This is a genomic window from Actinoplanes sp. NPDC051861, from assembly GCF_040681145.1.
Classification (GTDB): domain Bacteria; phylum Actinomycetota; class Actinomycetes; order Mycobacteriales; family Micromonosporaceae; genus Actinoplanes.
Genome location: NZ_JBFAYE010000002.1, coordinates 525,764 through 550,677, shown reverse-complemented (window position 1 = coordinate 550,677; position 24,914 = coordinate 525,764). Strand labels below are relative to the sequence as shown.

General features: G+C 67.9%; 19 protein-coding genes, 1 tRNA gene and 1 other RNA gene. 5 read left to right on the top strand and 16 right to left on the bottom strand.

The window, feature by feature from the left end:
- Positions 1 to 24: 24 nt before the first annotated feature.
- From AB0M02_RS09235 to ppk2, 3 genes are all read left to right on the top strand, one after another.
- Positions 25 to 7,176, top strand: a complete 7,152-nt coding sequence (locus tag AB0M02_RS09235) for a Calx-beta domain-containing protein (RefSeq protein ID WP_364223851.1) — start codon at positions 25 to 27, stop codon at positions 7,174 to 7,176.
- Between the two features lie 96 nt (positions 7,177 to 7,272).
- A complete protein-coding gene (locus AB0M02_RS09230) occupies positions 7,273 to 10,185 on the top strand; it encodes a glycosyl hydrolase (RefSeq protein ID WP_364223850.1) in 2,913 nt (970 codons plus the stop codon).
- Positions 10,186 to 10,280: 95 nt separating this feature from the next.
- On the top strand, positions 10,281 to 11,090 hold the full coding sequence (gene ppk2, locus AB0M02_RS09225; protein ID WP_364223848.1) for a polyphosphate kinase 2: 810 nt from the start codon (positions 10,281 to 10,283) through the stop codon (positions 11,088 to 11,090).
- 83 nt (positions 11,091 to 11,173) lie between these two features.
- Here the strand turns inward: ppk2 and AB0M02_RS09220 are convergent, their stop codons facing one another.
- The 4 genes from AB0M02_RS09220 to istA all read right to left on the bottom strand — a co-directional run bounded on the left by AB0M02_RS09220 (position 11,174) and on the right by istA (position 14,312).
- Positions 11,174 to 11,389 (bottom strand): hypothetical protein, encoded by a 216-nt coding sequence (locus tag AB0M02_RS09220; RefSeq protein ID WP_364223846.1) that lies wholly within the window; start codon positions 11,387 to 11,389, stop codon positions 11,174 to 11,176.
- 354 nt (positions 11,390 to 11,743) lie between these two features.
- On the bottom strand, positions 11,744 to 11,950 hold the full coding sequence (locus tag AB0M02_RS09215) for a hypothetical protein (RefSeq protein WP_364223844.1): 207 nt from the start codon (positions 11,948 to 11,950) through the stop codon (positions 11,744 to 11,746).
- Between the two features lie 347 nt (positions 11,951 to 12,297).
- Complete coding sequence (gene istB / locus AB0M02_RS09210; RefSeq protein ID WP_364223842.1) at positions 12,298 to 13,086, bottom strand: IS21-like element helper ATPase IstB; 789 nt, start codon at positions 13,084 to 13,086, stop codon at positions 12,298 to 12,300.
- Complete coding sequence (gene istA, locus AB0M02_RS09205; protein WP_364223840.1) at positions 13,086 to 14,312, bottom strand: IS21 family transposase; 1,227 nt, start codon at positions 14,310 to 14,312, stop codon at positions 13,086 to 13,088. The genes istB and istA overlap by 1 nt, the downstream gene beginning before the upstream one ends.
- A gap of 327 nt (positions 14,313 to 14,639) precedes the next feature.
- On the opposite strand from istA, the gene AB0M02_RS09200 reads away from it, so the two are divergent.
- Complete coding sequence (locus AB0M02_RS09200; protein ID WP_364223838.1) at positions 14,640 to 15,224, top strand: hypothetical protein; 585 nt, start codon at positions 14,640 to 14,642, stop codon at positions 15,222 to 15,224.
- An 18-nt stretch (positions 15,225 to 15,242) separates the two neighbouring features.
- On the opposite strand, the gene AB0M02_RS09195 is transcribed toward AB0M02_RS09200, so the two are convergent.
- The 3 genes from AB0M02_RS09195 to AB0M02_RS09185 all read right to left on the bottom strand — a co-directional run bounded on the left by AB0M02_RS09195 (position 15,243) and on the right by AB0M02_RS09185 (position 16,739).
- Complete coding sequence (locus AB0M02_RS09195; RefSeq protein WP_364223836.1) at positions 15,243 to 15,842, bottom strand: hypothetical protein; 600 nt, start codon at positions 15,840 to 15,842, stop codon at positions 15,243 to 15,245.
- Positions 15,843 to 15,991: 149 nt separating this feature from the next.
- Positions 15,992 to 16,064 (bottom strand) — tRNA-Ala (locus AB0M02_RS09190).
- A 75-nt stretch (positions 16,065 to 16,139) separates the two neighbouring features.
- Entirely contained in the window at positions 16,140 to 16,739 is a 600-nt protein-coding gene (locus AB0M02_RS09185; RefSeq protein WP_364223834.1) for a YqgE/AlgH family protein, read from the bottom strand.
- A 71-nt stretch (positions 16,740 to 16,810) separates the two neighbouring features.
- Here AB0M02_RS09185 and AB0M02_RS09180 point away from each other — a divergent pair, with 71 nt between their 5' ends.
- Complete coding sequence (locus tag AB0M02_RS09180) at positions 16,811 to 17,617, top strand: S-methyl-5'-thioadenosine phosphorylase (protein WP_364223832.1); 807 nt, start codon at positions 16,811 to 16,813, stop codon at positions 17,615 to 17,617.
- Here the strand turns inward: AB0M02_RS09180 and AB0M02_RS09175 are convergent.
- The 9 genes from AB0M02_RS09175 to prfB all read right to left on the bottom strand — a co-directional run bounded on the left by AB0M02_RS09175 (position 17,592) and on the right by prfB (position 24,890).
- Entirely contained in the window at positions 17,592 to 17,936 is a 345-nt protein-coding gene (locus tag AB0M02_RS09175; RefSeq protein ID WP_364223830.1) for a hypothetical protein, read from the bottom strand. The genes AB0M02_RS09180 and AB0M02_RS09175 overlap by 26 nt on opposite strands.
- Positions 17,937 to 18,081: 145 nt before the next feature.
- The gene (locus AB0M02_RS09170) at positions 18,082 to 18,645 is read right to left on the bottom strand and encodes a dihydrofolate reductase family protein (RefSeq protein ID WP_364223828.1); all 564 of its coding nucleotides are present in this window, start codon (positions 18,643 to 18,645) and stop codon (positions 18,082 to 18,084) included.
- A 349-nt stretch (positions 18,646 to 18,994) separates the two neighbouring features.
- Positions 18,995 to 19,376: a transfer-messenger RNA gene (ssrA, locus tag AB0M02_RS09165) on the bottom strand.
- Between the two features lie 27 nt (positions 19,377 to 19,403).
- The gene (locus tag AB0M02_RS09160) at positions 19,404 to 20,108 is read right to left on the bottom strand and encodes a cellulose binding domain-containing protein (protein WP_364223826.1); all 705 of its coding nucleotides are present in this window, start codon (positions 20,106 to 20,108) and stop codon (positions 19,404 to 19,406) included.
- A gap of 18 nt (positions 20,109 to 20,126) precedes the next feature.
- Positions 20,127 to 20,603: an SsrA-binding protein SmpB gene (smpB, locus tag AB0M02_RS09155; RefSeq protein ID WP_364223824.1), complete on the bottom strand. Its 477-nt coding sequence runs from the start codon at positions 20,601 to 20,603 to the stop codon at positions 20,127 to 20,129.
- A gap of 21 nt (positions 20,604 to 20,624) precedes the next feature.
- Positions 20,625 to 21,914 carry a M23 family metallopeptidase gene (locus AB0M02_RS09150; protein WP_364223822.1) on the bottom strand — a complete coding sequence of 430 codons (1,290 nt, stop codon included), beginning with the start codon at positions 21,912 to 21,914 and terminating at the stop codon, positions 20,625 to 20,627.
- A 100-nt stretch (positions 21,915 to 22,014) separates the two neighbouring features.
- Complete coding sequence (gene ftsX / locus AB0M02_RS09145; protein WP_364223820.1) at positions 22,015 to 22,890, bottom strand: permease-like cell division protein FtsX; 876 nt, start codon at positions 22,888 to 22,890, stop codon at positions 22,015 to 22,017.
- A gap of 66 nt (positions 22,891 to 22,956) precedes the next feature.
- A complete protein-coding gene (ftsE, locus tag AB0M02_RS09140) occupies positions 22,957 to 23,637 on the bottom strand; it encodes a cell division ATP-binding protein FtsE (RefSeq protein WP_364223818.1) in 681 nt (226 codons plus the stop codon).
- A 140-nt stretch (positions 23,638 to 23,777) separates the two neighbouring features.
- Complete coding sequence (gene prfB, locus AB0M02_RS09135) at positions 23,778 to 24,890, bottom strand: peptide chain release factor 2 (protein ID WP_364223816.1); 1,113 nt, start codon at positions 24,888 to 24,890, stop codon at positions 23,778 to 23,780.
- Positions 24,891 to 24,914 lie beyond the last annotated feature (24 nt).

Sequence of the window (24,914 nt, the reverse complement as noted above, 5' to 3'; positions counted from 1 at the left end):
GCCGTCGGGGGGACAGCAACTGCCATGGGCGATCAGCAGCAACCGGCCAAACCACCGCTCCGGCTCTGGTCGGCCGGCCGTTTCCGGACAGCGGTCACGATGGCGGCGGCGGTCGCACTGGCGCCGGCGGCGTTCATCCTGCCGGCGCTGCCCGCGTACGCGGATCCGATCCGGGTCTCGGTCGCCGCGACGGGCACGATCACCGAGATGGACTGGGACCACGACGCCGAGGTCACGATCACCCTCAGCGAGCCCTCCGACCAGGACATCATGTTCAACTACTCGGTCTCCGCCGCGACGGCGACGGCGGGCCAGGACTTCGTGGCGATCGACTCACGTGACGTGCACATCCCGGCCGGTGCGCTGAGCGTCGGCATCGACGTCCGGATCCTGAGCGACCACCTGTACGAGCGGAACCTCGAGCAGTTCGCCCTCAACCTCACCGAGACCAGCGCCGGGCTCGTCAACGGCGGCGGCCTCGGCACCACGATGATCACCATCGAGGACACCGACCCGATCCCGGACATCACCTGGGTCGGCGACGTCGAGGTGCAGGAGGGCGACTACGGGACCTCCCCCGCCGAGTTCCAGATCCAGATGAACCCGATGAGCGCCGAGCCGATCAACCTGCAGGTCGTGATGGGGCCGGGTGGCGCCACCTCGGACAGCTACGGCTCGGGCACACCGGACTACCTGCAGAACGACACGATCGTGCAGGTACCGGCCGGCGCCAGCACCGTCACGGTCGCCGTGCCGGTGGTGGGTGACCTCGTGAAGGAGGACACCGAGATCGCCCAGCTGCACGTCACCGTTCCCGGATACGAGACCGGGGCGACCGGCGACCGGTACGCGAACCTGACCATCACCGACAACGACCCGGCGCCGCAGCTCAACATGTGGCCCGTCGACGCCAACGAGGGCACCGGCACGCCGCTGCGGGCGTACGTCAACGGGGAGATGCAGGATCAGCAGCCGTTCCAGGTGACCACGAGCAGCGGCGACACCGAGCCCGGCGACTACCAGCTGACCCCGTCGAACACGAGCGTCCTCTACCCCGGCGCGTACTACATCGATCTCGGGACGATGTGGGTCAACGACGACCAGGTGACCGAGGACGACGAGCACGTCGACGTCACCGTCACCGGCCCGTTCCAGCAGCCGGTGACCGGGCAGGTGACGCTGAAGAACAACGCCGACGACATGCCGCCGCAGGTGGTGACCGGGCCGGTCACCGTGAACGAGTCGGCGGGCCAGGTCATGGTGCCGGTCTCGCTCGACTTCCGCCGGTCCTTCCCGTGGAACGACGCGACGACCACCGAGCGCCGGATCACGGTCGACTACACGACCGTGGACGCCTCGGCGGGCGCCGGCGACTACACACGCGTCTGGGGACAGCTGGTCTTCGAGCCCGGCGAGCAGACCAAGACGATCGCCGTGCCGATCAGCGACGACGGGCAGGCCGAGGGCAACGAGCAGTTCGTGCTGCGCATCGACGGCGAGATCGGCGCCGGTGGGGTCGCCGTCCCGGAAGCGTGGATCACCATCCAGGATGACGACAGCGGGAGCGGCGACGGCACGGCGCGGCTCACCGTGCCGTCCTGGGACATCTACGAATCGGGCAGCGTCGAGGGCGGTGGCGGCGGGATCAGCCTGCGGGTCGAGATCACCGGGCAGATCACCCAGCCCACGCCGTTCACCGTCCGGATCACCCCGCGTGACGCGCAGTGGAACGACTTCGGCACCGGCGAGATGATCCTGAACGGAATGATCAACCCCGGTGACACGTACGTCGACATCGGTGTCTTCCGCGTCCCGCCGGACGACCTGGTCGAACCCGACGAACACGTCGACATCACCGTGGAGGCCCCGGGCCTGCCGCCGGCCACCGGCACGATGACGATCAAGGGCTCGTTCCAGAACCAGGCACCGAACGTCGTCGCCGACCCGATCTCGGTCAACGAGAACATCGGTCACGCGCACGTACCCGTCCGCCTCGACTTCGCCAGCCTCCCCTGGAACCAGGCCACCGGCAGCGCCATCCCGATCACCGTCGGCTATCGCACCTGGGACGGCAGCGCGGGCCCCGACGACTACGCCCCGACGAGCGGCCAGCTGGTGTTCCAGCCCGGCGAAACGATGCGGACCATCCCGATCCCGATCACCAACGACGGCGATCCCGAGCCGGTCGAGCAGTTCCACCTCGTGCTGGAGAACCCCGACGGCGCCGGTATCGGCACGCCCTCGACGATCGTCAAGATCGTCGATGACGACGGCGGTGACACCACCGGCGGTGAGGTGGACGTCCCACGGCCGCAACTGAGGTTCGACTCGTACGACGTCTACGAATCCGGAGTGGTCGGCGGGCCGGCCGGCGGCGTCGGCCTGCAGGTCTACGTCAACGGCGAGGTCCGGCAGCCCATCCCGTACACCGTCACCGTGCGGCCAACCGACGCCGAACCCGGCGACTACGACACCGGCGAGATGTTCCTCTCGGGCACGATCCAGCCCGGCCAGTGGTCCGTCGACCTCGGCGTGCTCCGTGTCCCTGTCGACCGCATCCTCGAAGCCGACGAACACGTCGAGGTGATCTTCTCAGCGGACGGGATTCCGCCGCTCACCTCGCTCGTGACCATCCACGACAACAACGCCCAGAGCCGGCCGCCGAACATCGTCGCCGACCCGGTCGCCGTCGACGAGGGAAGCGGGGTGGCGGCCGTTCCCGTCCGGCTCGACTTCGGCAGCATCCCGTGGAACGAGGCGACCTCGAGCGATTTCCCGATCACGGTCGAGTACCGCACCTCGGACGGCACCGCGAGCGCCTGGGCCGGCGACTACTCCCCCGTCAGTGGCCGGCTCGAGTTCCCGCCCGGCGTGACCGTGCGGACCCTGCTCATCCCGATCGGCGAGGACGGAGAGCCCGAACCCGTCGAACAGTTCACCCTCACCCTCGACCAGCAGAGCGGTGCCAACGCCGTCACCACGCCGGAAACTCTTGTCAAGATCATCGACAACGACGGCGGCGACACCACCGGCGGCGGGGTGCAGCAGCCGAAGCCGCAGCTGACCATCGACCCGGTGGAGATCCTGGAGTCCGGCCCGCTCGGCGGCACCGGCGGTGGCGTCTGGATGCGGATGAACGTCATCGGTGAGGTGCGCGAGCCGATCCCGTTCACGGTCACCGTGCGGCCCACCGACGCCGAACCCGAGGACTACGGCACCGCCGAGATGATCACCGGCGGCACGATCATGCCCGGACAGTGGTACGTCGACCTCGGCATCTTCCGCGTACCCCCGGACCAGATCGTCGAGGCGGCGGAGCACGTCGAGGTCGTCGTCACCGCGGACGGGATACCGCCGGCCGTCGGACGCGTGACCATCCGCGACAACTGGGACAACCAGCCGCCGAACATCGTGGCGGACCCGGTCGCCGTCACCGAGGGGACGGGCGCCGCGAGCGTGCCGGTCCGGCTCGACTTCGGCAGCATCCCGTGGAACATCGCCACCAGAAGCGACATGCCGATCACGGTCAACTATCGGACCTCGGACGGCAGCGCGAGCGCGTGGGCCGGCGACTACTCGCCGGTCAGCGGCCAGCTGATCTTCCAGCCTGGTGAGACGCAGCACCACATCTCGATCCCCGTCGGCGACGACGGCGAGGCCGAGCCGGTCGAGCAGTTCACGCTCACCCTCGACCAGCCCACCGGCGCCGCCGCCGTCACCACACAGGACACCATCGTCAAGATCGTCGACAACGACGGCGGCGACACCACCGGCGGTGAGGTCGATTTGCCGCAGCCGAAGATGACGATCGACCCGGTTGAGATCTACGAGTCCGGTGCGTTCGGCGGGCCCGGTGGTGGCATCGCGATACGGATGAACATCCTGACCGAGGTACGCGAGCCGATCCCCTTCACGGTCGAGGTTCGGCCCACCGACGCCGAACCCGGCGACTACGGCACCGCCGAGATGATCACCAGCGGCACGATCATGCCCGGACAGTGGTACGTCGACCTCGGCGTCCTCCGGGTGCCCCCGGACCAGCTGGTCGAGCCGCTGGAACACCTCGAGGTCGTCGTCACCCCGCAGAACATGCCGCCGGTCATCGGACTCGTCACCATCCGCGACAACTGGGACAACTCCTCGCCCGCAGTGGTGGCCGACTCGGTCCGGCTCAGCGAGACGGCCGGCGTCGCCAGTGTGCCGGTGCGCCTGGACTTCGCGGCCATGCCGAACAACATGGCCACCGGCTCCGAGATGCCGGTCCGGGTGAACTACCGGACCACGGACGGCACCGCGCTCGCGGCGAACGACTACAGCCCCGTCTCCGGCCAGGTGGTCTTCGAACCCGGCGAGACCGTCCGCTGGATCCCGGTGCCGCTGCTCGACGACTCCCAGGTCGAGCCGGTGGAGGTGTTCAACGTCGTGCTGGAGCCCGACTTCGGCACCGGCGCGATTCTCACCCCGCAGGTCTCCGTCGAGATCATGGACGACGACGGCGGCACGGCGAACCCGGCGCTCGCGCAGCCATTGATCAGCGGGTTCACCACCGTGGACGAGGGCGGGTCGGCGGACGTCACGCTGAGCCTGCAGGACGGGCCGCGCCCGGTGGACACCCGCTTCGAGGTGCACACGGACGACGACACCGCCACGCGTGGCACGGCGTTCGTGGGCGGCAACGACTACAGCCCGCCGCCGCCCAGCGTGATCATTCCCGCGTGGCAGAGCACGGCGACGATCCGCGTGCCGGTGGCCGAGGACGACGTGTACGAGCGCGACGAGTCCTTCACCGTCGTCGTCGAGCCGGCACCGGGTGAGACGGGCGTCGTGCCCGGCATACAGCTCAGCCGTGTGCAGATCCGCGACAACGACCCGCAGCCGGTCGTCACGTTCCACAGCCCCGACCACGCCGAGGGCTCGCCGGCACCCATCACCGCGACCAGCGACCGGCCGTTCCAGTACGACATGGAGTTCGACGTGACGGTGACCGGTGACGGGACCGGCGGGCACGATCCCGCGGAACCCACCGACTTCGACGGCTCCACCGAACACGTCGTCCTGCCCGGCGGCAACGGCAGCGGCACGCCCCTGCGGTCCGTCGTGATCCATCACGACCGGCTCGACGAGGGCAACGAGTGGATCAAGGTGACCGGCCACAACACCACCCTGCCCGGGGCGCCGGTCACCGAGTCGTATCTGCAGGTGCTCGACGATCCGGAGGACCGGCCGCCGTCGGTGCTGCTCGGTGCGGCAGTCAGCGAGGAGACCGACGGGTTCACCGACATTCCGGTCGTCCTCGTGTACGACGGGAGCAACGGCGCCAACTCGACCGAGCGCCGGATCTCCGTCTCCTACCAGGCTCAGGCCGGAACCGCCGGAAACGAGGACTTCGATCCGCCGATCTCGCCGAATCCGCTGATCCTGGAGCCGGGCACGACCAACGGGACGATCCGCGTGCCGATCCGGAACGACGTGGCCTGGGAGCAGGACGAGAATTTCACGGTACGGGTGACAGGCGTCGAGCCTTCCGAGACGATCGTGCACAACGGCATCTCCGACGTCCGCATCCACAGCGAGGACGCCGCTCCGCCGCCGTTCTCGGTCGCCGGCTCGGTGCGGGTGACCGAGTCCGCCGGCCAGGCCGCTGTCACCGTGACCCTGGAGACCGTGGCGCCCGGCGACGTCGACCTGGCCGTGGCGGTGCGGGACGTCACGGCGACCGACCGGGCGACCGGGCCCGGCGGCGACGACTACGACGCGCCCCCGTTCACGATGCGCATCCCCAAGGGTGAGCGCACCGCCACGATCAAGGTCCCGGTCACGGGTGACGCGGTGCACGAGCCCGAGGAGACCGCGGTGGTCTCCGTCGAACTGGCCGCCGGCGAGGAGGACGCGGTCGGCGGCCCGCAGCAGAGCGTGGTGTCGATCGAGGACGACGACGCCCGCCCGGCGCTGCGGTTTGTGACCGGTGAGAGCCAGGCTGCCGAGGGCGGCTCGATCCCGGTGAACGCGACCGTCACCGGCACCGCCCAGCAGAAGCTGACTCTCGGGACGGTGTCCGCCGCGGGATCGGGCGACGACGAGGCCGAGGCCGCCGACTTCGCCTTCGACGGGGCGGAGGTCACGCTGCCCGCCGGTACCGAGAACGGCACCACGCTGCGGCTCGGCACGCTGCGCCTCAACGCCGACACGGTCGACGAGGCCACCGAGAGCGTCCGGGTCACCCTGGCCGGGGAGGGCAACGCGCAGGACGTCGCGTACCGGATCACCGACGACCCGAACGACACCGCGCCGGAGATCTCGGTGAGCGACGCGACGGTGGCCGAGAACGGCGGCCAGGCGCGGGTCGACGTGGCGCTCGCCCTCACCGGCGGCACCACGGCCACCGAGCGGACCGTCCAGGTTCCGTGGAGCACCGCCGACGGCACCGCGACCGCCGGCAAGGACTACACGAGCTCCCGGGGCACCGTGACGTTCGCGCCCGGCACGACGTCCGCCACCGTCTCGGTGCCCGTCCTGGACGACAAGCAGAACGAGACGGACCAGGACTTCGACGTCGTGCTGGGTGCACCGGCACCCGGCGACGCCGAGGTCGCCGCCGGCCGTGCCACGGTCAGCATCGCCGACAACGATCCCGCCACCGCGCCAACGCTGATCGCTCCGGACTCGATCACCGGTGAGGGAACCGTGACGGTGACCGGCACCGCCGGGGCCGGTTCGGACGTCGCGCTCTACGGTGCGCCGGGCCTGTCCGGGGGCACGTTCAAGCTGCTGGACGACTCGACCGCCGACAACGCCGGAAAGTTCACGCTGCGCGCGTCGCTGTCGCAGGGATACCGGCTGCGCGTCCGGGCCGACGGGCTGAACTCCGCCGCCGAGATCGTCCGCATCCGCCAGGACGCGAGCCTGGCGGCCGCGTCGACGGTCCGCGGCACGGTCACGCTGACGGTGACCGGCGACCCCGACATCGCGGGGCAGACGGTCACCGTGCAGGAGTCGGTCGACGGCGAGTGGGAGACCGTGTCCACCGGCAAGCTGGCCGCGACCGGCCGCTACAGCACCACGCTGCGCAACCTGCGCTCGCGGTCGGCACACACGTACCGGGCCACGATCGCCGCGACGCCGGCGCGGGGAATCCTGGCCGACACGACACCTAACCGGACCATCCGCGTGTCCTGATTTAATGAATCAGAAACATTGACGTCATCCATTGCCTCCACCTACAGTCTCGGCACGAGAGAGCGCTCTCACAAAGCCAGCTGCAATGGAGGCGTGATGGGAAAAGTCCCTGGCCGAGCCCTCATAACGGCGATCGTCGCCGCCGTGACAGCCGGGCTGGGAGCCGTGGCTCTCAGCGGGACGGCTGACGCGGCAGTCGTCGGCGCGGGCAGCTATGCCGAGACGCTGCCAGCCGGCGCCAGCCTGCCCACCGGTTGCGGGGACCTTTCCACGAATCCACGGCAGTTCATGACAGCGAACGCGCCGGCCGGTCCGGTGCCGACCAACGACTGGTGGTCGTCGCTGGTCTTCAAGAAGTTCGACTGCGCGTACAGCGAGAATCTGCACGCGCACCCGACGAGTTACGACACGACCGCGACCGGGCTGGGATTCTCGTACAACACCACGCCGCAGATCAGCGGTTCGGCCACCGGCGTGGGCGAGTACCACTACATCTACCAGGAGGACTTCACCGCCGGCGTGACCGGGCTGAACGCACCGCGGACCCTGGTCGACTCGTGGACCGACTGGACCGTCACGCCGTACTGGAGTGACGGCACGCGGACCATGAAGGCGACGATCGGGCACGGGCTGCCGTTCGCGTACTTCCAGATCACCGGCGGCAACGCGCAGATCACCGCGAAGAGCACTCCGACGGTCTGGTCGAACAGCGGGTCGCGGATCGGGTACACGATCGCTGGCAAGGACTATGTCGCGTACGCGCCGACCGGGGCCACCTGGTCGGTCAGCGGCACGGCGATCACGTCGAGCCTGGCGGGCAAGGGCTACTACTCGATCGCGGTGCTGCCGACCACGACGGCCACCAGCACGGCGGACAAGACCACGCTGGCGACGAGCTATGGGACGTACGCGCACAACCACGTCACGGGTACGCGGGTCTCGTACACGTACAACCAGGGGACCAGTCGAGTCGCCACGACGTACGCGTACACCACCACCGCCCGCGAGGGCTCGGGCACCGGGACGGTCATCGGCCTCTACCCGCACCAGTGGCGGGCGCTGACCGGCGCGACGCCGATCTCGCAGACCTACGTCACCGCGCGCGGCGCCATGAAGACACTCGTCGGCGCGTCCTCGTACGTGACCTCGGCGGTCTTCAACGGCGTGCTGCCCGAGGTGCCCGCGGTGGCCGACAGCAGCGGTGCCGACCTGACCACGCTCAACGGCTACCTCGACCAGGTCAAGGACAACCCGGTCAGCGTACGGAACAACGACACGTACTGGACCGGCAAGGCGCTCGGCATCGGCGCGCGGATCGCGGAGATCGCCGACCAACTGGGCCGCACCGACGTCCGCGACACCGCGCTCGCGGCCATCCGCACCCAGCTGACCGACTGGTTCACCGCGTCCTCCGGCAAGACGCAGAAGCTGTTCTACTACGACCGGAACTGGGGCACGCTGATCGGCTACCCCGCCTCGTACGGCTCCGACGCCGAACTCAACGACCACCACTTCCACTACGGCTACTTCATCGCGGCCGCCGCGACGCTCGCCAAGTTCGACCCGTCCTGGGCGGCGGGGTCGCGTTACGGCGGCATGGTGGACCTGCTGATCCGCGACGCCAACAACTACGACCGGAACGACAACCGGTTCCCGTACCTGCGGGACTTCGACATCTACGCCGGGCACGACTGGGCGGCCGGGCACGGCGCGTTCTTCGCCGGCAACAACCAGGAGTCCTCGTCGGAGGGCATGAACTTCGCCAACGGCCTGATCCAGTGGGGACAGGCGACCGGCAACACCGCGATCCGGGACGCCGGCATCTTCATCTGGACGACCCAGTCGGCCGCGATCAACGAGTACTGGTTCGACACCCGCAACGAGAACTTCCCGGCGGCGTTCGGCCACGGCACGGTCGGCATGGTGTGGGGCGACGGCGGGGCGTACGCCACTTGGTTCGCGTCCGCGCCGGAGCAGATCCACGGCATCAACATGCTGCCGGTCACCGGTGGGCACTTCTACATGGGCAACGACCCGGCGTACGTCAAGCGCAACTACGCCGAGATGGTGACCAACGCCGGGCACGAACCGGCGCTCTGGCAGGACATCGCGTGGCAGTACCTGGCGCTCGGCGACGGCGACGCGGCACTCTCCAAGTTCCGGGCCAACAGCGGGTACACGCCCGAGGAGGGTGAGACGAAGGCGCACACGTTCCACTGGATCCGCAACCTGGCCGCCCTCGGCACGGTCGATCTCACCGTCACCGCCGACCATCCGCTGCACCGGGTGTTCAGCAAGAACGGCGCGAAGACGTACGTGGCTTCGAACATCACCAACACGGCTCTCACGGTGACGTTCTCGGACGGCAAGGTGTTGTCGGTGCCCGCCGGCCGAACCGTCGCCAGCGGCGCGTCGAACTGGTCCGGCGGTGGGGCCAACTCGACCTCTCCCTCGCCGTCCTCCCCGTCCCCGTCCTCCCCGTCCCCGTCGCCGTCCTCCCCGTCGCCCTCTCCCTCCACCTCGACCCCTCCGGCCGGCGGCGGCGCGGTCCGCTACCTGCAGAGCGGCGGCTCGCTCGCCGGGGCGGCGGGCACGGCCGGCACCGCGACCGTCGCGAAGTCGTCCGGCGTCAACGACAACCAGCCGCATTCGCCGACGACCTTCACCGCGACCGGGCTGAACCTGACGTACCGCTCCGGCGCGGCGACCACGTTCGGCATCTCGGTGGACGCCGGCACCTCGGTCGGCAACGCCACCCAGGTCCGCGTCTCGTACGACCTGACCGGCAACGGCAGCTTCGACCGGGTGGAGACGTTCCGCTACTTCGCCACCGACCCGGTGACCGGGTGGGAGCGGTACACCGACACCGTCGGCCAGATCACCACGACCGGATCCTTCGGCAACCTGGCCAACGGCACGGTCAAGGTGGAGATCTGGAGCGCGATCGGCTCGGCACCCAGTACGGTCTCACTGGGTGCGCTCTCCACGGTCACGCTGCCCTATCAGTGAGCCTTCAGTGAGCCGGGACCCCGGGAGCGTCAGATGGCGCTCCCGGGGCCGACCGGATGTTGCGCCACACCGCACCTCGGAGGAGGGTGTTCGCTGTGGGCAAGGACCGAGTCGAGCGGCTGCCGAAGAAGGCGTATGAAGCGGAGCTCTTCCGCCTCCAGGGCGAGCTCGTCAAGCTGCAGGAGTGGGTGAAGGTCGAGGGCGCCCGGGTCGTCGTCGTCTTCGAGGGGCGCGACGCCGCCGGTAAGGGCAGCACCATCAAGCGGGTCACCGAGTTCCTCAACCCGCGCCTGGCGCGCATCGCCGCGCTGCCCGCACCGACCGAACGCGAACGCAGCCAGTGGTACTTCCAGCGCTACATCGAACATCTCCCGGCCGCCGGCGAGATCGTCCTGTTCGACCGCAGCTGGTACAACCGGGCCGGCGTCGAGCGGGTGATGGGCTTCTGCACCAAGGCGGAGTACATGCGCTTCCTCCACCAGTGCCCGATCTTCGAACGCCTCCTGACCGAGGACGGCGTCCTGCTCCGCAAGTACTGGTTCTCGGTCAGTGACCACGAACAGGAGGAACGGTTCCGCTCGCGTCTGCAGGATCCGATGCGGCGCTGGAAGCTCTCACCCATGGACCTCGAGTCGATCAGCCGCTGGGAGGACTACTCCCGGGCGAAGGACGAGATGTTCATGCACACCGACATCCCCGAAGCACCCTGGAACGTCGTGGAGAGCGAGGACAAACGGCGGGCGCGCATCAACATGATCGCCCACCTGATCTCCACGATCCCGTACCACGAGGTCCAGCGGGTGCCGCTGTCCCTCCCGCCACGACCGCCGTCCAGCGGTTACCAGCGAACGCCGCGGGACATGCAGACTTTCGTACCCGATCACGCTTCGACCTTGAAGCCTTGACCATCGGAGACAACGAACGACACTGCAAGTGTGATTGAAGCCTTCTGCTGATTCTGTGCAGTGAGTCGGAGGGTCGACCCCTCCTATTTGGCCTCTGGTGCGCGATCTCCGCCCCAGGTTGCCCACATGTGGAAGAGATCCTCGCTGTCGGCCAGGACGGAAGCCCAGTCGTCGCGCAGCGGCTTCACACCGAGCTGGTCGATACAGAAGCGCAGTACGCCCTCCACTGACATTCGCGACCCCGGGATGTGGTGCTTCTTGCTCAGCACGCCATCGGGCGCCAACTGGGTGGAACCCACGTGCGTGTGCGGGTCTCGGATATGGCTGTTGCCGTCCGGGTGCCAATGGAAGGCGATGATCTCGGCTCCGTCGATCGTCTGAACTGCATGTAGCCGCGCGTACTGACCTTGTACGGTCCGCGGTCCCGATCATCCGGGATGTGGAGGATCTCGTACTTCAGCGATATGTCGATGGTGACGATCTGCCCATTCGGGCCCTCGACCGGTTCGGGTTCGAACTTCGGCCAGTTCAGCGAGTGAACTCTGTGCAGCTCGTGCCGGCCTCCGTAGCTGACGACGAACGGCGTCCTCGTAACGCAGGACGCCGCCCGCTGCAGCGGTTCCAGAAACCGGGAGACAGCCTCTGACGCGGACTTACCGGGCAAACGGAATGAGCATGGCGACCTTGGTGATGGCCATGTCGTCGGATTCCTCGTAGTCGCCGCGGTCCCAGCGCACCAAGAACTCAGCGCCGGAGATGCCCAAGAGTTTGCGGGTCGTCTTGTCGAACAGGGCAACGCCTTCCTCACGGCTCAGCTCGCGAACCTCCGGAACAACGTCCCCTGAAGTTTGTGTCGTCACGCTTCCCTCCCCTCGATCGCATCCTGGCACGCGACGTTGCGCGAACGAAACCCACCGTAAGTCGGGGGTACGACAAGTTTCAGCCGTAACCCCCACGGTAGGCCCCGATGGGTGAAAGTGCTCTATGACGAGAGAGACAACGAAGGCAGCTCCTGCGGAACGGGTACGGAAACACCATCAGCCAACCCAGGCGCGCCGCACCCACCGGGCTGCAAGGTCAAGATCCTGGTCGAACTGAGACGTAAACAGTCGCCTCCTCCCGCTGGGCGAACGCGTTGTCAACACCGCCCGAATCCTGACCCCGTAGTTCCGGCCGAAAGCGGACCACCTCTAGCTTGTCGATCTTGTTAGTCGTTGGTCTTGGCGGCCGAGGGGACGCGGCCGAGGTCGCGGTCTTTGAGTCGGTAGCTGTCGCCTTTCATCGAGATCACTTCGGCGTGGTGGACGAGGCGGTCGATCATGGCGGCGGCCACGACGTCGTCGCCGAAGACTTCGCCCCAACGGCCGAAGGGCTTGTTGCTGGTGACGATCAAGCTGGCCCGTTCATAGCGGGCCGAAACCAGTTGGAAGAACAGGTTCGCCGCCTCCGGTTCGAACGGGATGTAGCCGACCTCGTCGATGATCAAAAGTGGGATGCGGCCAAGCTTGACCAGTTCGTCCTGCAGCCTGCCAGCGGTGTGGGCGTCGGCGAGGCGGGACACCCATTGGGCGGCAGTGGCGAACGCGACCCGGTGCCCGGCCTGGCAGGCCCGGATCCCCAGGCCGATCGACAGGTGCGTTTTGCCGGTGCCGGGCGGTCCGAGGAACACGACGTTCTCGCGGGCGGTGACGAAGTCGAGGGTGCCCAGGTGAGCGATCTGCTCGCGTTTGAGTGAGCGTTGGTGCTCGTAGTCGAACTCCTCGAGGCTCTTGCGGGCCGGGAACCTCGCTGCGCGGATGCGTCCCTCGCCGCCGTGTGACTCGCGGGCGGAGACTTCGCGTTGCAGGCAGGCGGCGAGGAACTCTTCGTGGGTCCAGGACTCGGCCCGGGCTCGTTCGGCGAGACGGTCGACCGAGGCCGTGAGGGAGGGGGCTTTCATCGCCCGGGCCAGGAACGCGATCTCCGCGCTGACGTTGCGGCTGGTCTTGGCGGTCATCAGGCCACCTCGCTGTCGATGCCGAACATCCGGTCGTAGTCGGCCAGGTCCCGATGTTCGACCTCGGTGCGGACCGGGCTGACTCCGGCCTGCCGGTGAACGGCCCGCAGCAGCGTCGCGGCGTCACGGTGCAGCGGATCGGTGATGCTCTGATGCGCCGCCCAGCATCGGGCGTGAGCAGCAACCTCCCGGCCGTCGCAGGTCACCGCCACCTGCTCGGCGTCGGCGCCGACATCAACGCGCCGGCCGATAGCCGACGGATGCACCGAGTAGTCATTGGCATCGAGGCGGACATAGTGATCCCGGGGCAGCCTGGTCGACAACCGCCAGCCGACTACCGGCGTGACCGGTGGCAACGTGAGCATGGCGGCCCGGTCGGCGTCGATCCTGTCGACCGGCCGGGCCTGCAACCGGCGATGAACGCGCTGATTCGCCCGCCCCAGCCACTGCTCGAGCTGGGCATTGAAGTCCTGCGGTGAGCCGAACCTGCGACCCGGCAGAAACGACGTCTCCAGATAGCCGTTCGCCCGCTCGACCAGGCCCTTCGCTTCCGGGTCCGCCGGCCGGCACTGGACGACACGGATCCCGAGGCTGCCGCGGAAGCCGTTCATCGCCTCGGTCAGCTGCGGCCTGCCGGCCCGCCACGATCCGACCGCGGACTCGTTGTCCCAGACCAAGGCTTTCGGGACCGCACCCAGAGCGGCAAGCAGCCGCCAATGTCCCGCGAGCAGGTCCGGGGCCTGCCTGGTCGGGATCATCGCCGCCATCAACCAGCGCGAATAGCCGCAGACCATGACCAGCACCGGTGGCCGGCCGACCTGCCCGAACCCCAGCGGCACATCCACCGGCGGAAACCACAGATCACACTGCGCGAGCTCGCCCGGCAGATACTCGGTGCGCCGCGCCGGATCCGGTGCCTTGAACAACGGCCGCAACTGCTGCACCCGGTCGCAGAACACCGTCTTGCCGCGATCCCAGCCGACCCGCTCCATGATCACCGTGGTCGGCATGTCCGGGAACTCGGCCAGCAACGCCCGGATCTGAGGCTCGACCGCATCGACGATCGAACCCTTCGGCGCCCGCTGATACCGCGGCGGATCGTCACTGGCCAGGGCCTTCTTCACCGTGTTCCGCGACATCTTCAACCGCCGGGCAATGGCCTTGATCGCCATCCCTTCCGACCGCCGCAGCCGCCGAATCTCTGCCCAGTCCTCCACGTTCAGCACCTCCCGATGCTTCAGGAGGTGGTCCCGATTCACCCGGAACCACGTGGTCAGTTTTCAGGCGGAGCCGACACGCGTGAGCGAGCCGGGCGAGGTAGACGGCACGGTCACCTCGGAAGCTCGCGGGCAGCAAGAGCGGTTCGCGCTCCGGATCCCGGCCGGTGGCGCGGCGTCCTGGTGGGCGTCCCGGTATCCAGGCGGCATTGGAACGCATGGAGGAGCATCCCGGTGAGTTCACGAATACTGACGACGTGATGCCCTCGACTCGCGGCTCCCGGCATTCTGGAAGCGGTGAGTTCGCGACGAGTTCACTTCTGCGAACATGGCGGAGTGTTCGAGCAAGGATCGCGTTCCAAACAAGTGGCCACCTTCATGTTGCCTGCTGATGTCGCAGGCTTCAGCGACGTCGTGGCTGAGCCGATCGCGGACCTCGCGTCCTGGGAGACACACGATCGGACTGCGGGCGTCGTGCTGCACAACTCGTTGGAAGAGGCGCTGCAGCACAACGGCGTGCAGGCGTTCCTGCGCTTGCTCGGACGAGATGGTGGGACGGTAGGACCTCTCATCCAATTTCTGCACACCTCTGTGTTCACCGGGGACGAAGATCTACTGGCTGCCACCGGAGGTCGGTATCGACCTCTTGGTGGCGAGGGCGAGAAGATGGAGCCGGGACGACTGGCGTTCAAGTGGTTCCCGGAAGATCAGGCAGACTGCGTGCGTCGTGACTTCGTCACGCTGGCCGACTTGGCGTGGAAGGCGTTGCAGAAGGTGACGTCACCCCACGTCACGACGGTGGATGGAAAGCCTCTGCGTCGGTATCGAGTAGGACCGGCGGCGAAAGCATGGGCGTTGAAACATCCGGAATGCGTCCTCCGAGACGGCGGCCTGGTCCTCAAAGTCAAAGACGGTGGCTGACCTTACGTGCCCCTTCAATCAAGTCGGCTGCGCTCGTTCGGGCCAGACGGTCATGGCGTAACGCAGCGCCGGCTTGGCGGTGAGGCCGAACATCGCGGCGATGCGTAGCGGGTCACCGTTTGCAGCCCGCGCCTCCTCCAGAATGCGATCTTCGCGAAGTTGGGCTGCGGTGGCCGGTAAGCCGTCGAAGAGACTGGTGAGCCAGTATGCGCTGACCGGTCCGCGTTCGTGGGCGGTGCGGCGCGTCAGCAGGAGGTGCTGGTTTCGGGTGTCCGGCCAGCGCTGACGGCGGTAATGCAGGTAGGCAGTCAGCGCGGTGGCGGTGAGCGGGCCCAGGCGCTGTCGGGCCGTGCCCAGGTCGATGCGCTGGCCAGTTAGATCGGGACGCTGATGCACCTGCGCGGCGTGCCGATCGCGGTCATCTCCGCGTGGCTCGGGTACGCCTCGGCGTCGTTCACGATGAAGACATTTGTGCACTCGTAAGGCGGGGCGATGCGCGACGCGGCCTTCTTCTTGTTCCTCGCTGACAGGACTATGACCCACCTGAACAACGGAACCACGATTTCTCAGATCATCGACATCATCAGAGATCAGGCGTTGGGTGAAGAACCAGGCCAACCGGGATCGGACACCTGAACCGGCAACCCTTCAGCGGGCAGTTCCTGCAGGCGCCTTCAGAGCCTTCTGCGAGATCTCGTGAGGTAATGATCTATAAGCGCGGAAAAGGGGCCTGTCGGAGATCTCCGATCAAGCCCCTGACCTTAGGGTGGAGCTGAGGGGACTCGAACCCCTGACCCCCACACTGCCAGTGTGGTGCGCTACCAGCTGCGCCACAGCCCCTTACCCGTCCCCGGCGATTCCCCCGGGCACGCTGGAAATACTACACACTCCCGCGCGAGACGTTGCGGCACCCCCTCAGTTGAGCGAGACGTCCGGGGGGAAGTGGGCGACAGCTGCCAGGATGTCGCCCTGGCGGCGCAGGACCATGGCCCACAGGTCGTCGGGGCGTTCGACGAAGGGGTCGCCGGGCAGGGCGTCGAAGACGAACCAGGAGCCGGAGGCGACCTCGTCCTCCAGCTGGCCGGCGGACCAGCCGGAGTAGCCGGCGAAGACGCGGATGCCGGCCACGTTCTCCCGCATGCGGTCGGGGTCGCCGGACAGGTCGAGGGTGCCGAGGGAGCCGCTGACCGGATGGAAGCCGGACACCCGCTTCTTGGACTCGGGGCGGGTGCGTGCCAGGCAGATGGCCGACTCGGGCTGGACCGGGCCGCCCTCGAACAGGACCGCCGGGTCGCCGGCGAGCTCACCCCAGGTGCCGAGCACCTCGGAGACGGGAACCTCGGTCGCCCGGTTGAGGACGACGCCGAGGGCGCCACCGGTCTCGTGGGCCACCAGCAACACGACCGTACGGTCGAAGTTGGGGTCCTTGAGGGTGGGCGTGGCAACGAGCAGCTGACCGGTCATCGACTCCACCGACCGGCCTCCGATCCGCTGCCCTTCACCGAACACGTGCATACCGCCGTCCGCTCGACGTAGCCATGCCTCGCACATTAGCCTGCGTTTCCGGCCGCCGATAAGGTCTGGACATGAACCCGCCACCTACGGCAGCAGAGATCGGCGTCATCGGCGGCTCGGGGCTGTACGCGCTTCTCGAGCACGCCACAGAACTCGAGGTCTCGACCCCCTACGGCGCCCCATCCGACAAGATCACAGTGGCCGACGTGGGTGGACGCCGGGTGGCTTTCCTGCCCCGTCACGGGCGCGATCACCGCTATCCGCCGCACCGTATTCCGTACCGTGCCAACCTGTGGGCACTGCGTTCTCTCGGTGTGCGGCAGATCCTCGCCCCGTGCGCGGTCGGCGGCCTGCGGCCCGAGCTCGGCCCCGGCACCTTTGTGGTGCCCGACCAACTGATCGACCGGACGAGCGGCCGCGTCCAGACCTTTTACGACAGTGGCGCCGTGCACGTTTCGTTCGCCGACCCCTACTGCCCCGCGGGCCGAGCCGCCGTCCTGAAGTCAGCCGAACCGGTGAACGCCGTCGACGGCGGCACCATGGTCGTCATCGAGGGCCCCCGCTTCTCCACCCGAGCCGAGTCGAAGTGGTTCACCGCGATCGGCGGCACCATCGTCAACATGACCGGCCACCCCGAGGCGGTCCTGGCCCGGGAGCTGGCCCTCTGCTACACCGCCATCGCCCTCGTGACCGACCTGGACGCCGGCGTCGAGGGCGACCACGGCGTGACCCAGGAAGAGGTCTTCAAGGTCTTCGCCGAGAACACGGAACGGCTGCGCGGGGTGCTGCTGGACGCGGTGGGGCGACTGCCGGAGGAGCGGTCCTGCGGGTGCGCGGACGCTCTGGCCGGGATCAAGCTCCCGTTCGATCTTCCCTGACGGGTCGTCCGAGCGCGCGGACGGCGAACCGGATCACTCCCCAGCCGATCAGGGCGCCGAGCAGTGCCAGCGCGACGACCAGCCCCGAGCCGGTCGTCGCGAAAGCCGCGAACCCGCCCACCGACAGCAGCGACGCGAACGCGCCCACCGACAGCACGGACCCGAACGAGCCGACCGAGAGAACCGACAGGATCGATCCCACCGACAGCACGGAGAGAACCGACCCCACCGACCCGAACGACAGAACCGAGTCCTTCGAGTAGGCGCTCAGAATCGATCCGCTGGACCTGTACGACAGGATGTTCCGGCTGCGAGACATAGACCAAGCATGATCGACCGGCCTTCCTCGCACACCACCCGCAGGCCGTAACCAGGTGCTGGTTTCCACATCCACCGATGGGTTGATGCGAATCGCGGAGTGCACGGGCTCGGCCCCCAGAACAGACGCCGGTGACCTTCCCTGGTCAGTGGACGAGAGGGCGGTAGCGAAGAAGAACGACGCCGCTGCGGAAGCGTCGCTCGTCGAGGAGTTCGAAGTCCGTGCGCCCGCCAACGGGCAGCCCCGGCTTGCCGCCTCCGACGGCCACCGGCCAGACGATCAGCTGGCACTCGTCAACCAGTCCAGCCCGAATGGCTTGCGCCGCCAGGTGAGCACCCCCAATGGTGATGTCACCGCCCGCCGTGGCCTTCAGCCGCTGCACGGCGGCGGCGTCAAAACGGCGCTCCACCCTGGTACGAGCCGTCGACACCTCAGCCAGCGTCGAAGAGTAGACAACCTTGTCCGCCGCCTGCCAAGCCCGAGCGAAGTCAGCCAACAGCTCGGACTGAGCAGCAAGCGACGCGTCCGTCTCCCATACAGACATCAGCTCATACAGGCGCCGCCCGTAAAGGAAGGTACCGACCGACCGCACGAGCTCAGTGGTGAACGCGAACACCTCCTCGTCACGCGGCATCCAGTTGAAAGATCCGTCGGCGTCCTCGATGAACCCGTCAACCGACACGTTGGTCACATAAATCAGCTTCGCCACGCCTCTTCCTCCCAACACACACGGGCAGTCAGATCCACCCTCACCCTCCCCACGAACGGCAAGACCCAGATCCGACACCAAAGGCAAGAAACACAAGACGAAGCTCGACCACGACACCGCGGGCGCCCGAGGGCTCAGCCCCGAAGCAAGCACGACCACCGTCACCGCGGGGCGCCCGAGGGCTCAGCCCCGAAGCAAGCGCGACCACCGTCACCGCGGGGCGCCCGAGGGCTCAGCCCCGAAGCAAGCGCGACCACCGTCACCGCGGGGCGTCCGGGGGCTCGGCCCCCGGAGCAAAATACCGGAACGGCCCCCGGTTCGCGCTTTCCGCGAACAGGGGGCCGCCAAGCCGTGGAGGTGCCGGGAATCGAACCCGGGTCCTTCGTTGTTTTGTCAGGGCTTCTCCGAGCGCAGCTCACTAAGTCCCTACTCGGCCCTCCGGCTCACGTGAGCAAGTCCGGACGACGGGCCCAGTCGCTGATTGATCTCGCCGTGCGGTCCCCGCGACCGGGACCGGTTGGCCAGCCTCCTAGCTGATGCCGGCAGCTGGGACGGAGGCGCTCCCAGACCGACAGACCACGCTACTTGCCTCAGGCGGCGAGAGCGTACTGGTCAGCGTCAAACTTTTCGTTGGCGCTTATAGTTTTCCGACGACCGATTCTCGAGACGACGTCGGCTTCCTCGGCTCGCTTCCCCTGTCTCCACGTACGAAGTCGAAACCAGTCACCCCCTGGACCAATGCCTACAGCCCGACAATCTTAGCTCACCCGGCAGCTGCCGCCACCGATGGTGCACCCGGTCGCCCGCGAGCTGCCGTTCCGGCTCGCCTGGTATCCGGCGGTGACCGAGGCGCCGGGGGCGAGAGGGCCGCCGCTGAGCGTCACCCGGCTGCCCGAGGCGCTGGCCCGGCCGTTCCACTCGCCGCGGATGCTCAGGTCGCCGGAGTAGGTGATGGTGACGGTCCAGTCGCGGGGCGCGCTGCCGTTGTTGACGATCCGGACGCTGCCGATGAGGCCGTCCCGCCAGGACGCCGTGGTGGTGTAGGTCGCGTCGAAGACGTTGACGGGGGCGGGCGGTGGCGAGGAGGACGAGCGTGAAGGGGAGGGCGCGGTCGAAGACGGCGACGAAGAGGGCGATCTCTTCGGTTTGCGGGATTTCGAAGGTGTCGGCGAAGGAGAACGGGACACCGACGGAGAGGGAGAAGAAGGAGAAACAGAGAATGAGGGAGTCAGCGACGCCTCGACGGCCTGCGGGACGACAACCTCAGCGGGCACCGACGGCTGGACGATCACCGGGCCGCCGGCGTCGGTCGGGGTGGACGCGCCGGCGCGGACGGCGACCCAGCCGACGAGAGCGACCAGGATCGCTGCCGCGAAGCCGAGGACGAGTCGTGCCGGCGTGAGTCGGCTGACGGAGTGCTTGGACAACGGCCGGGTCTCCTCGGGGGGCGGGAAGAAGATCAAGCCCGGGGAGAATACCCGTCAGTCGTGACCCTTGGCACGGCGGCCCATCGCCCGGTTGATCTCGCGCTGGGCGTCTCGTGCCGCCATGTCCTGGCGCTTGTCGTAGCTCTTCTTACCCTTGGCGACGCCGATCTCGACCTTGGCGTAGCCGTTGTGGAAGTAGACCGAGAGCGGCACCAGCGTGATGCCGTCGTCGCGCAGCATGCCGCGCACCTTGTGGATCTCCTCGCGGCGCAGCAGCATCTTGCGGACGCGGCGCGGCTCGTGGTTGGTCCACGTCCCCTGCGAATACTCCGGGATGTGCATGCCGTGCAGGTAGAGCTCGCCGTCCTTCTCGTGGCCGAACGCGTCGACGAGCGAGGCGCGACCGGCGCGCAGCGACTTCACCTCGGTGCCGGTGAGGACGAGCCCCGCCTCATATGTGTCCAGAATGGCGTAGTCGTGTGTCGCCTTGCGGTTGGAGGCGACGAGCTTGCGCCCCTGTTCACGTGGCATCCCTCAACAATATCGCGGGCCTCAGCAGAGACAGCCCGGCAGGTAGTTGAGCGGGTTTCGCGGTACGCCGCCGAATCGGGTCTCGAAGTGCAGGTGTGCACCGGTGGAGGCGCCGGTGCTCCCCACCCGGCCGATCACCTCGCCGCGGCGCACGTGTTCGCCGGGGCGCACGAAGATGCGGGACTGGTGGCCGTAACAGGTGGTGAAGCCGTACCCGCTCAGCCGGCCGTGGTTGATGCAGGTGTACTGCCCGTAGCCGCCGTTCCAGCCGGCCTGCACGACCCGTCCGGAGGCCGCCGCGCGGATCTCGGTGCCCGAGCCCGCGGCGAAGTCCGTTCCGGCATGCAGCTGCCAGACCCGGTAGTAGGGGTCGTAACGGTTGCCGAAGTCGCTGCTCTTCCATCCGCGAACCGGCATGGTCAGCATGCCTCCGCCGTACGTCCCGGTGTTGCCGCCGCGGGCCTCCCAGCCGCGTAGGCTGGCCTGCACGCGGCGTTCGGCGACGACGGCCGCCCGGTATTGCGCCAGCACTGTGGACCGCTGGGACTGCGCGGCGCTGAGCGCTGTCCGGCGGGCGAGGATCAGGTTGTCGAGGGAGCGGCGGGCGCGGATGGCCGCGGCTTCGGCGGCGTGGGCGGCATGGAGCTTGTCGGCCGCCTTGCGCTCGGCTTCCTCCGCCGCGAGCTTGGCGGCGGCGGCGCGGTCATGGGCGACGCGCGCTTCGCGTCTGGCTTTGACGAGGGTACGGACCTCGCGCTGCTCATGAGACATGAGCTGGTCGACCAGCCCCAGCCGGTCCATCAGGTCCTGTGGGCCGTTGGCCGAGACAAGTACGTTCATCCGCGCGAACCCGCTGCCCATGTAACTCGACGCGGCGATCTCATCGACCCGCTCGCGAGCGCCGTGTACCTGCTCGGCCGCGATCGCGTACCGGCCGGCGACCCGCTGGAACTCCTGCCGGACCGTGCCGGCGTACCGCTTGGCGGCGCCGGCCTCGACACGGGTGGCGACAACCACGCCCCGGGTCGTGGCCACCCGATGCTGCGCGATCGGCAGGGAGGCGGTGGCCCGTGCCAGGTTGCTCGCGGCGGTACGCGCAGCCGCGCTCGCGCTCTCCAGCAGTGCCTCGGCACGCCGCACGGCCCGCGCGGCGTCGTCACCCCGGTCCGCCACCGGAGCCGGCGCGGAGAACACCGGGCCCGGCGCGGAGAACACCGCCACCGCCGGAGCCGGTGCGACCAGGACCAGGCTCGCGAACGTGAGCAGGCTGAGGCAGGCGGCGAGCCAGGGCTCAGATCGGCGATACCTCACGAGGAGTCACCGTACTCTGACTAATCGCCCGCAATGCCCTAAATCGCCCGACGGCCGCGATCTCACACGGAGATCGCGGCCGTCGGGGTGAAAAAGCGCGTCAGACCTTGAGGTAGAACCGGAGGGTGACCCACGCGGTGACCGCGCTGACCAGCGCACCGACACCGGCGAGCACGGGCAGCATCAGCCACACGTTGCCGCTCGGGATCGGCGTGAGGATCGTGGTCAGTGCCTGCAGCTTGTTGTCGAGCAGGACCACCTTGCCGACGAAGAGCGCGACGAAGCCGAGGATCGCGCCGACCAGGCCGGCGACCACCGCCTCCAGCACGAACGGCGCCTGGATGAACCAGTTCGACGCGCCGACCAGCTTCATGACCGCGACCTCGCGCCGCTTGCTGTACGCCGCCACCTGAATGGTGTTACCGACCAGCAGCAACGCGGCGAACGCCATGACGGCCGCCACGACCAGCGACATCACCTGGATCGAGTTGAAGATGTTGAACACCTTGTCGAGCAGGGTGCGCTGGTCGATGATCTGCCGGATGCCGGGCAGGCCCTCGATCTGCTTGGCGAACTCCGAGTACTGCTCGGGGTTGGTGAGCCGCACCCGGTAGGACTCCGGCAGGCTCTCCGGGCTGATCGAGTTGACGAAGTCGGGCGAGTCCTTCCACAGCACCTTGAAGCGCGCGAAAGCCTCTTCCTTCGTCTCGTGCTTCATCTCCTCGACGAGCGGGCTCGACTCGATCGTCTGATTGATCGAACTCTTCTGCGCCTCGGTCGCGTCCTCGGCCAGGAAGACCGAGACCTCGATCTTGTCGTAGTAGAAGTCCTTCATCTGGTCGACCTGCATGTACATCAGCACGCTGGCGCCCAGCATGGTCAACGAGACCGACATGGTGATGATCATGGCGACCGTCATCGTGACGTTGCGCCACAGGCCCACCAGGACCTCGTTGAGGACGTACTTCACGCGCATCGGGGGGATCCTTCCAGGACTCCGCGTGTTGCTGCTTCAGCTGTCGATTCGGGAGCGGAGCCGGGCTTAACCGTAAACACCGCGAGCCTGGTCACGGACGATCCGTCCGCTCTCAATCTCGATGACCCGCCGGCGCATCTGGTTGACGATGTTGGAGTCGTGCGTGACCATCACGACGGTCGTGCCGGTCCGGTTGATCCGGTCCAGGAGGCGCATGATCTCGATCGACGTGTCCGGGTCCAGGTTACCGGTCGGCTCGTCGGCCAGCAGGATCAGCGGGCGGTTCACGAAGGCCCGGGCCACCGCGACACGCTGCTGCTCACCGCCGGAGAGCTCGTGCGGGTAGCGGTGCTCCTTGCCGCCGAGGCCGACGAGTTCGAGCACCTCGGGCACGACACGACGGGCCACGGCCTGCGTCTTGCCGATCACCTCCAGGGCGAACGCGACATTCTCGTACGCCGTGCGGTTGGGCAGGAGGCGGAAGTCCTGGAACACGCAGCCGATCGAGCGGCGGAAGTGCGGAACCTTCCAGGACCGCAGCGTGGTCACGTCCTTGGCGTTCACCACCACCTTGCCACGGGTCGGCGAGACCTCGTGGAGCAGCAGCTTGATGATCGTCGACTTGCCGGAACCGGAGGGGCCGATGAAGAAGACGAACTCACCCTTCTCGATCCCGACGCTGACATTGTCCAACGACGGCCGAGACGCCTTCGGATACGTCTTCGTCACGTTCTCGAGCTGAATCACAGGAGGGGAGTCTACGCGGTGTAACGAAATCGCCAAGTCCGCCGGGGCCCGGAATATTTGCCACCTGCGGTAACAGCAAATTTGGGCATCCCCCGCCTGACCGAGTGTTCAGGCGGGGTAGCGCTCGGTCACCAAACCGGTCAGGCCGCGACCTGGTTCTGCTTGCGCCAACGGATCCCTGCCTCGATGAACCCGTCCAAGTCGCCGTCGAAGACGGACGAAGGGTTGCCGACCTCGAACTCGGTGCGCAGATCTTTCACCATCTGGTAGGGGTGCAGAACGTACGAACGCATCTGGTCGCCCCACGATCCGGTGGTGTCCTGCTTGAGGCCGGCCATCTTGGCCTCCTCCTCCTGGCGCTTCCGCTCCAGCAGGCGGGCCTGGAGCACGCGCAGGGCGGAGGCCTTGTTCTGCAGCTGGGACTTCTCGTTCTGGCAGGTCACCACGATCCCGGTGGGGATGTGGGTGAGCCGGACCGCGGAGTCGGTGGTGTTGACGCTCTGGCCGCCGGGACCGGAGGAGCGGTAGACGTCGGTGCGGATCTCGTTGTCCGGAATGTCGATATGGTCGGTCTGCTCGACCACCGGCATCACCTCGACACCGGCGAAGCTGGTCTGCCGGCGGCCCTGGTTGTCGAACGGGCTGATCCGGACCAGCCGGTGGGTGCCCGACTCGACGCTGAGGGTGCCGTACGCGTACGGCACCTTGACGGTGAAGGTGGCGGACTTGAGCCCGGCCTCCTCCGCGTACGACGTGTCGTAGACCTCGGTGGGATAGCCGTGCCGCTCGGCCCACCGCAAATACATCCGCATGAGCATCTCGGCGAAGTCGGCAGCGTCCACACCGCCGGCGCCGGCGCGGATGGCCACCAGAGCTTCGCGGGAGTCGTACTCCCCCGAGAGGAGGGTGCGGACCTCCATCTCCTCGATGGCCTTGCTCAGCGCGCCCAACTCGTCGCCGACCTCGGCGAGCGAGCCGGCGTCACCCTCCGACTCGGCGAGCTCGAGGAGCACCTCGGCGTCGTCGAGACGGGAGCGCAGGCGTTCCAGCTTGGAGATCTCGCCCGACACGTACGACAAGCGACTGTTGACGTCCTGGGCGCGGGCCTGGTCGTCCCAGAGGTCCGGCGCGGAGGCCTGCTCCTCCAGATCAGCCTTGTCACGGCGCAGCCTGTCGACGTCCAGGACGGTCTCGATGTTGCGGAGGGTGGCGTCGAGGGCCTTGAGTTGCTCAGGGAAGTCGGCAGCTGTCACGACACTCAAGACTACGCCGCCCGG

Coding starts and splice junctions, on each gene's coding strand:
- AB0M02_RS09230 (WP_364223850.1), top strand. CDS start 7,273: ATGGGAAAAGTCCCTGGCCGAGCCCTCATAACGGCGATCGTCGCCGCC.
- AB0M02_RS09235 (WP_364223851.1), top strand. CDS start 25: ATGGGCGATCAGCAGCAACCGGCCAAACCACCGCTCCGGCTCTGGTCG.
- AB0M02_RS09180 (WP_364223832.1), top strand. CDS start 16,811: ATGAACCCGCCACCTACGGCAGCAGAGATCGGCGTCATCGGCGGCTCG.
- smpB (WP_364223824.1), bottom strand. CDS start 20,603: ATGCCACGTGAACAGGGGCGCAAGCTCGTCGCCTCCAACCGCAAGGCG.
- AB0M02_RS09185 (WP_364223834.1), bottom strand. CDS start 16,739: ATGCACGTGTTCGGTGAAGGGCAGCGGATCGGAGGCCGGTCGGTGGAG.
- ftsX (WP_364223820.1), bottom strand. CDS start 22,890: ATGCGCGTGAAGTACGTCCTCAACGAGGTCCTGGTGGGCCTGTGGCGC.
- istB (WP_364223842.1), bottom strand. CDS start 13,086: ATGACCGCCAAGACCAGCCGCAACGTCAGCGCGGAGATCGCGTTCCTG.
- AB0M02_RS09175 (WP_364223830.1), bottom strand. CDS start 17,936: ATGTCTCGCAGCCGGAACATCCTGTCGTACAGGTCCAGCGGATCGATT.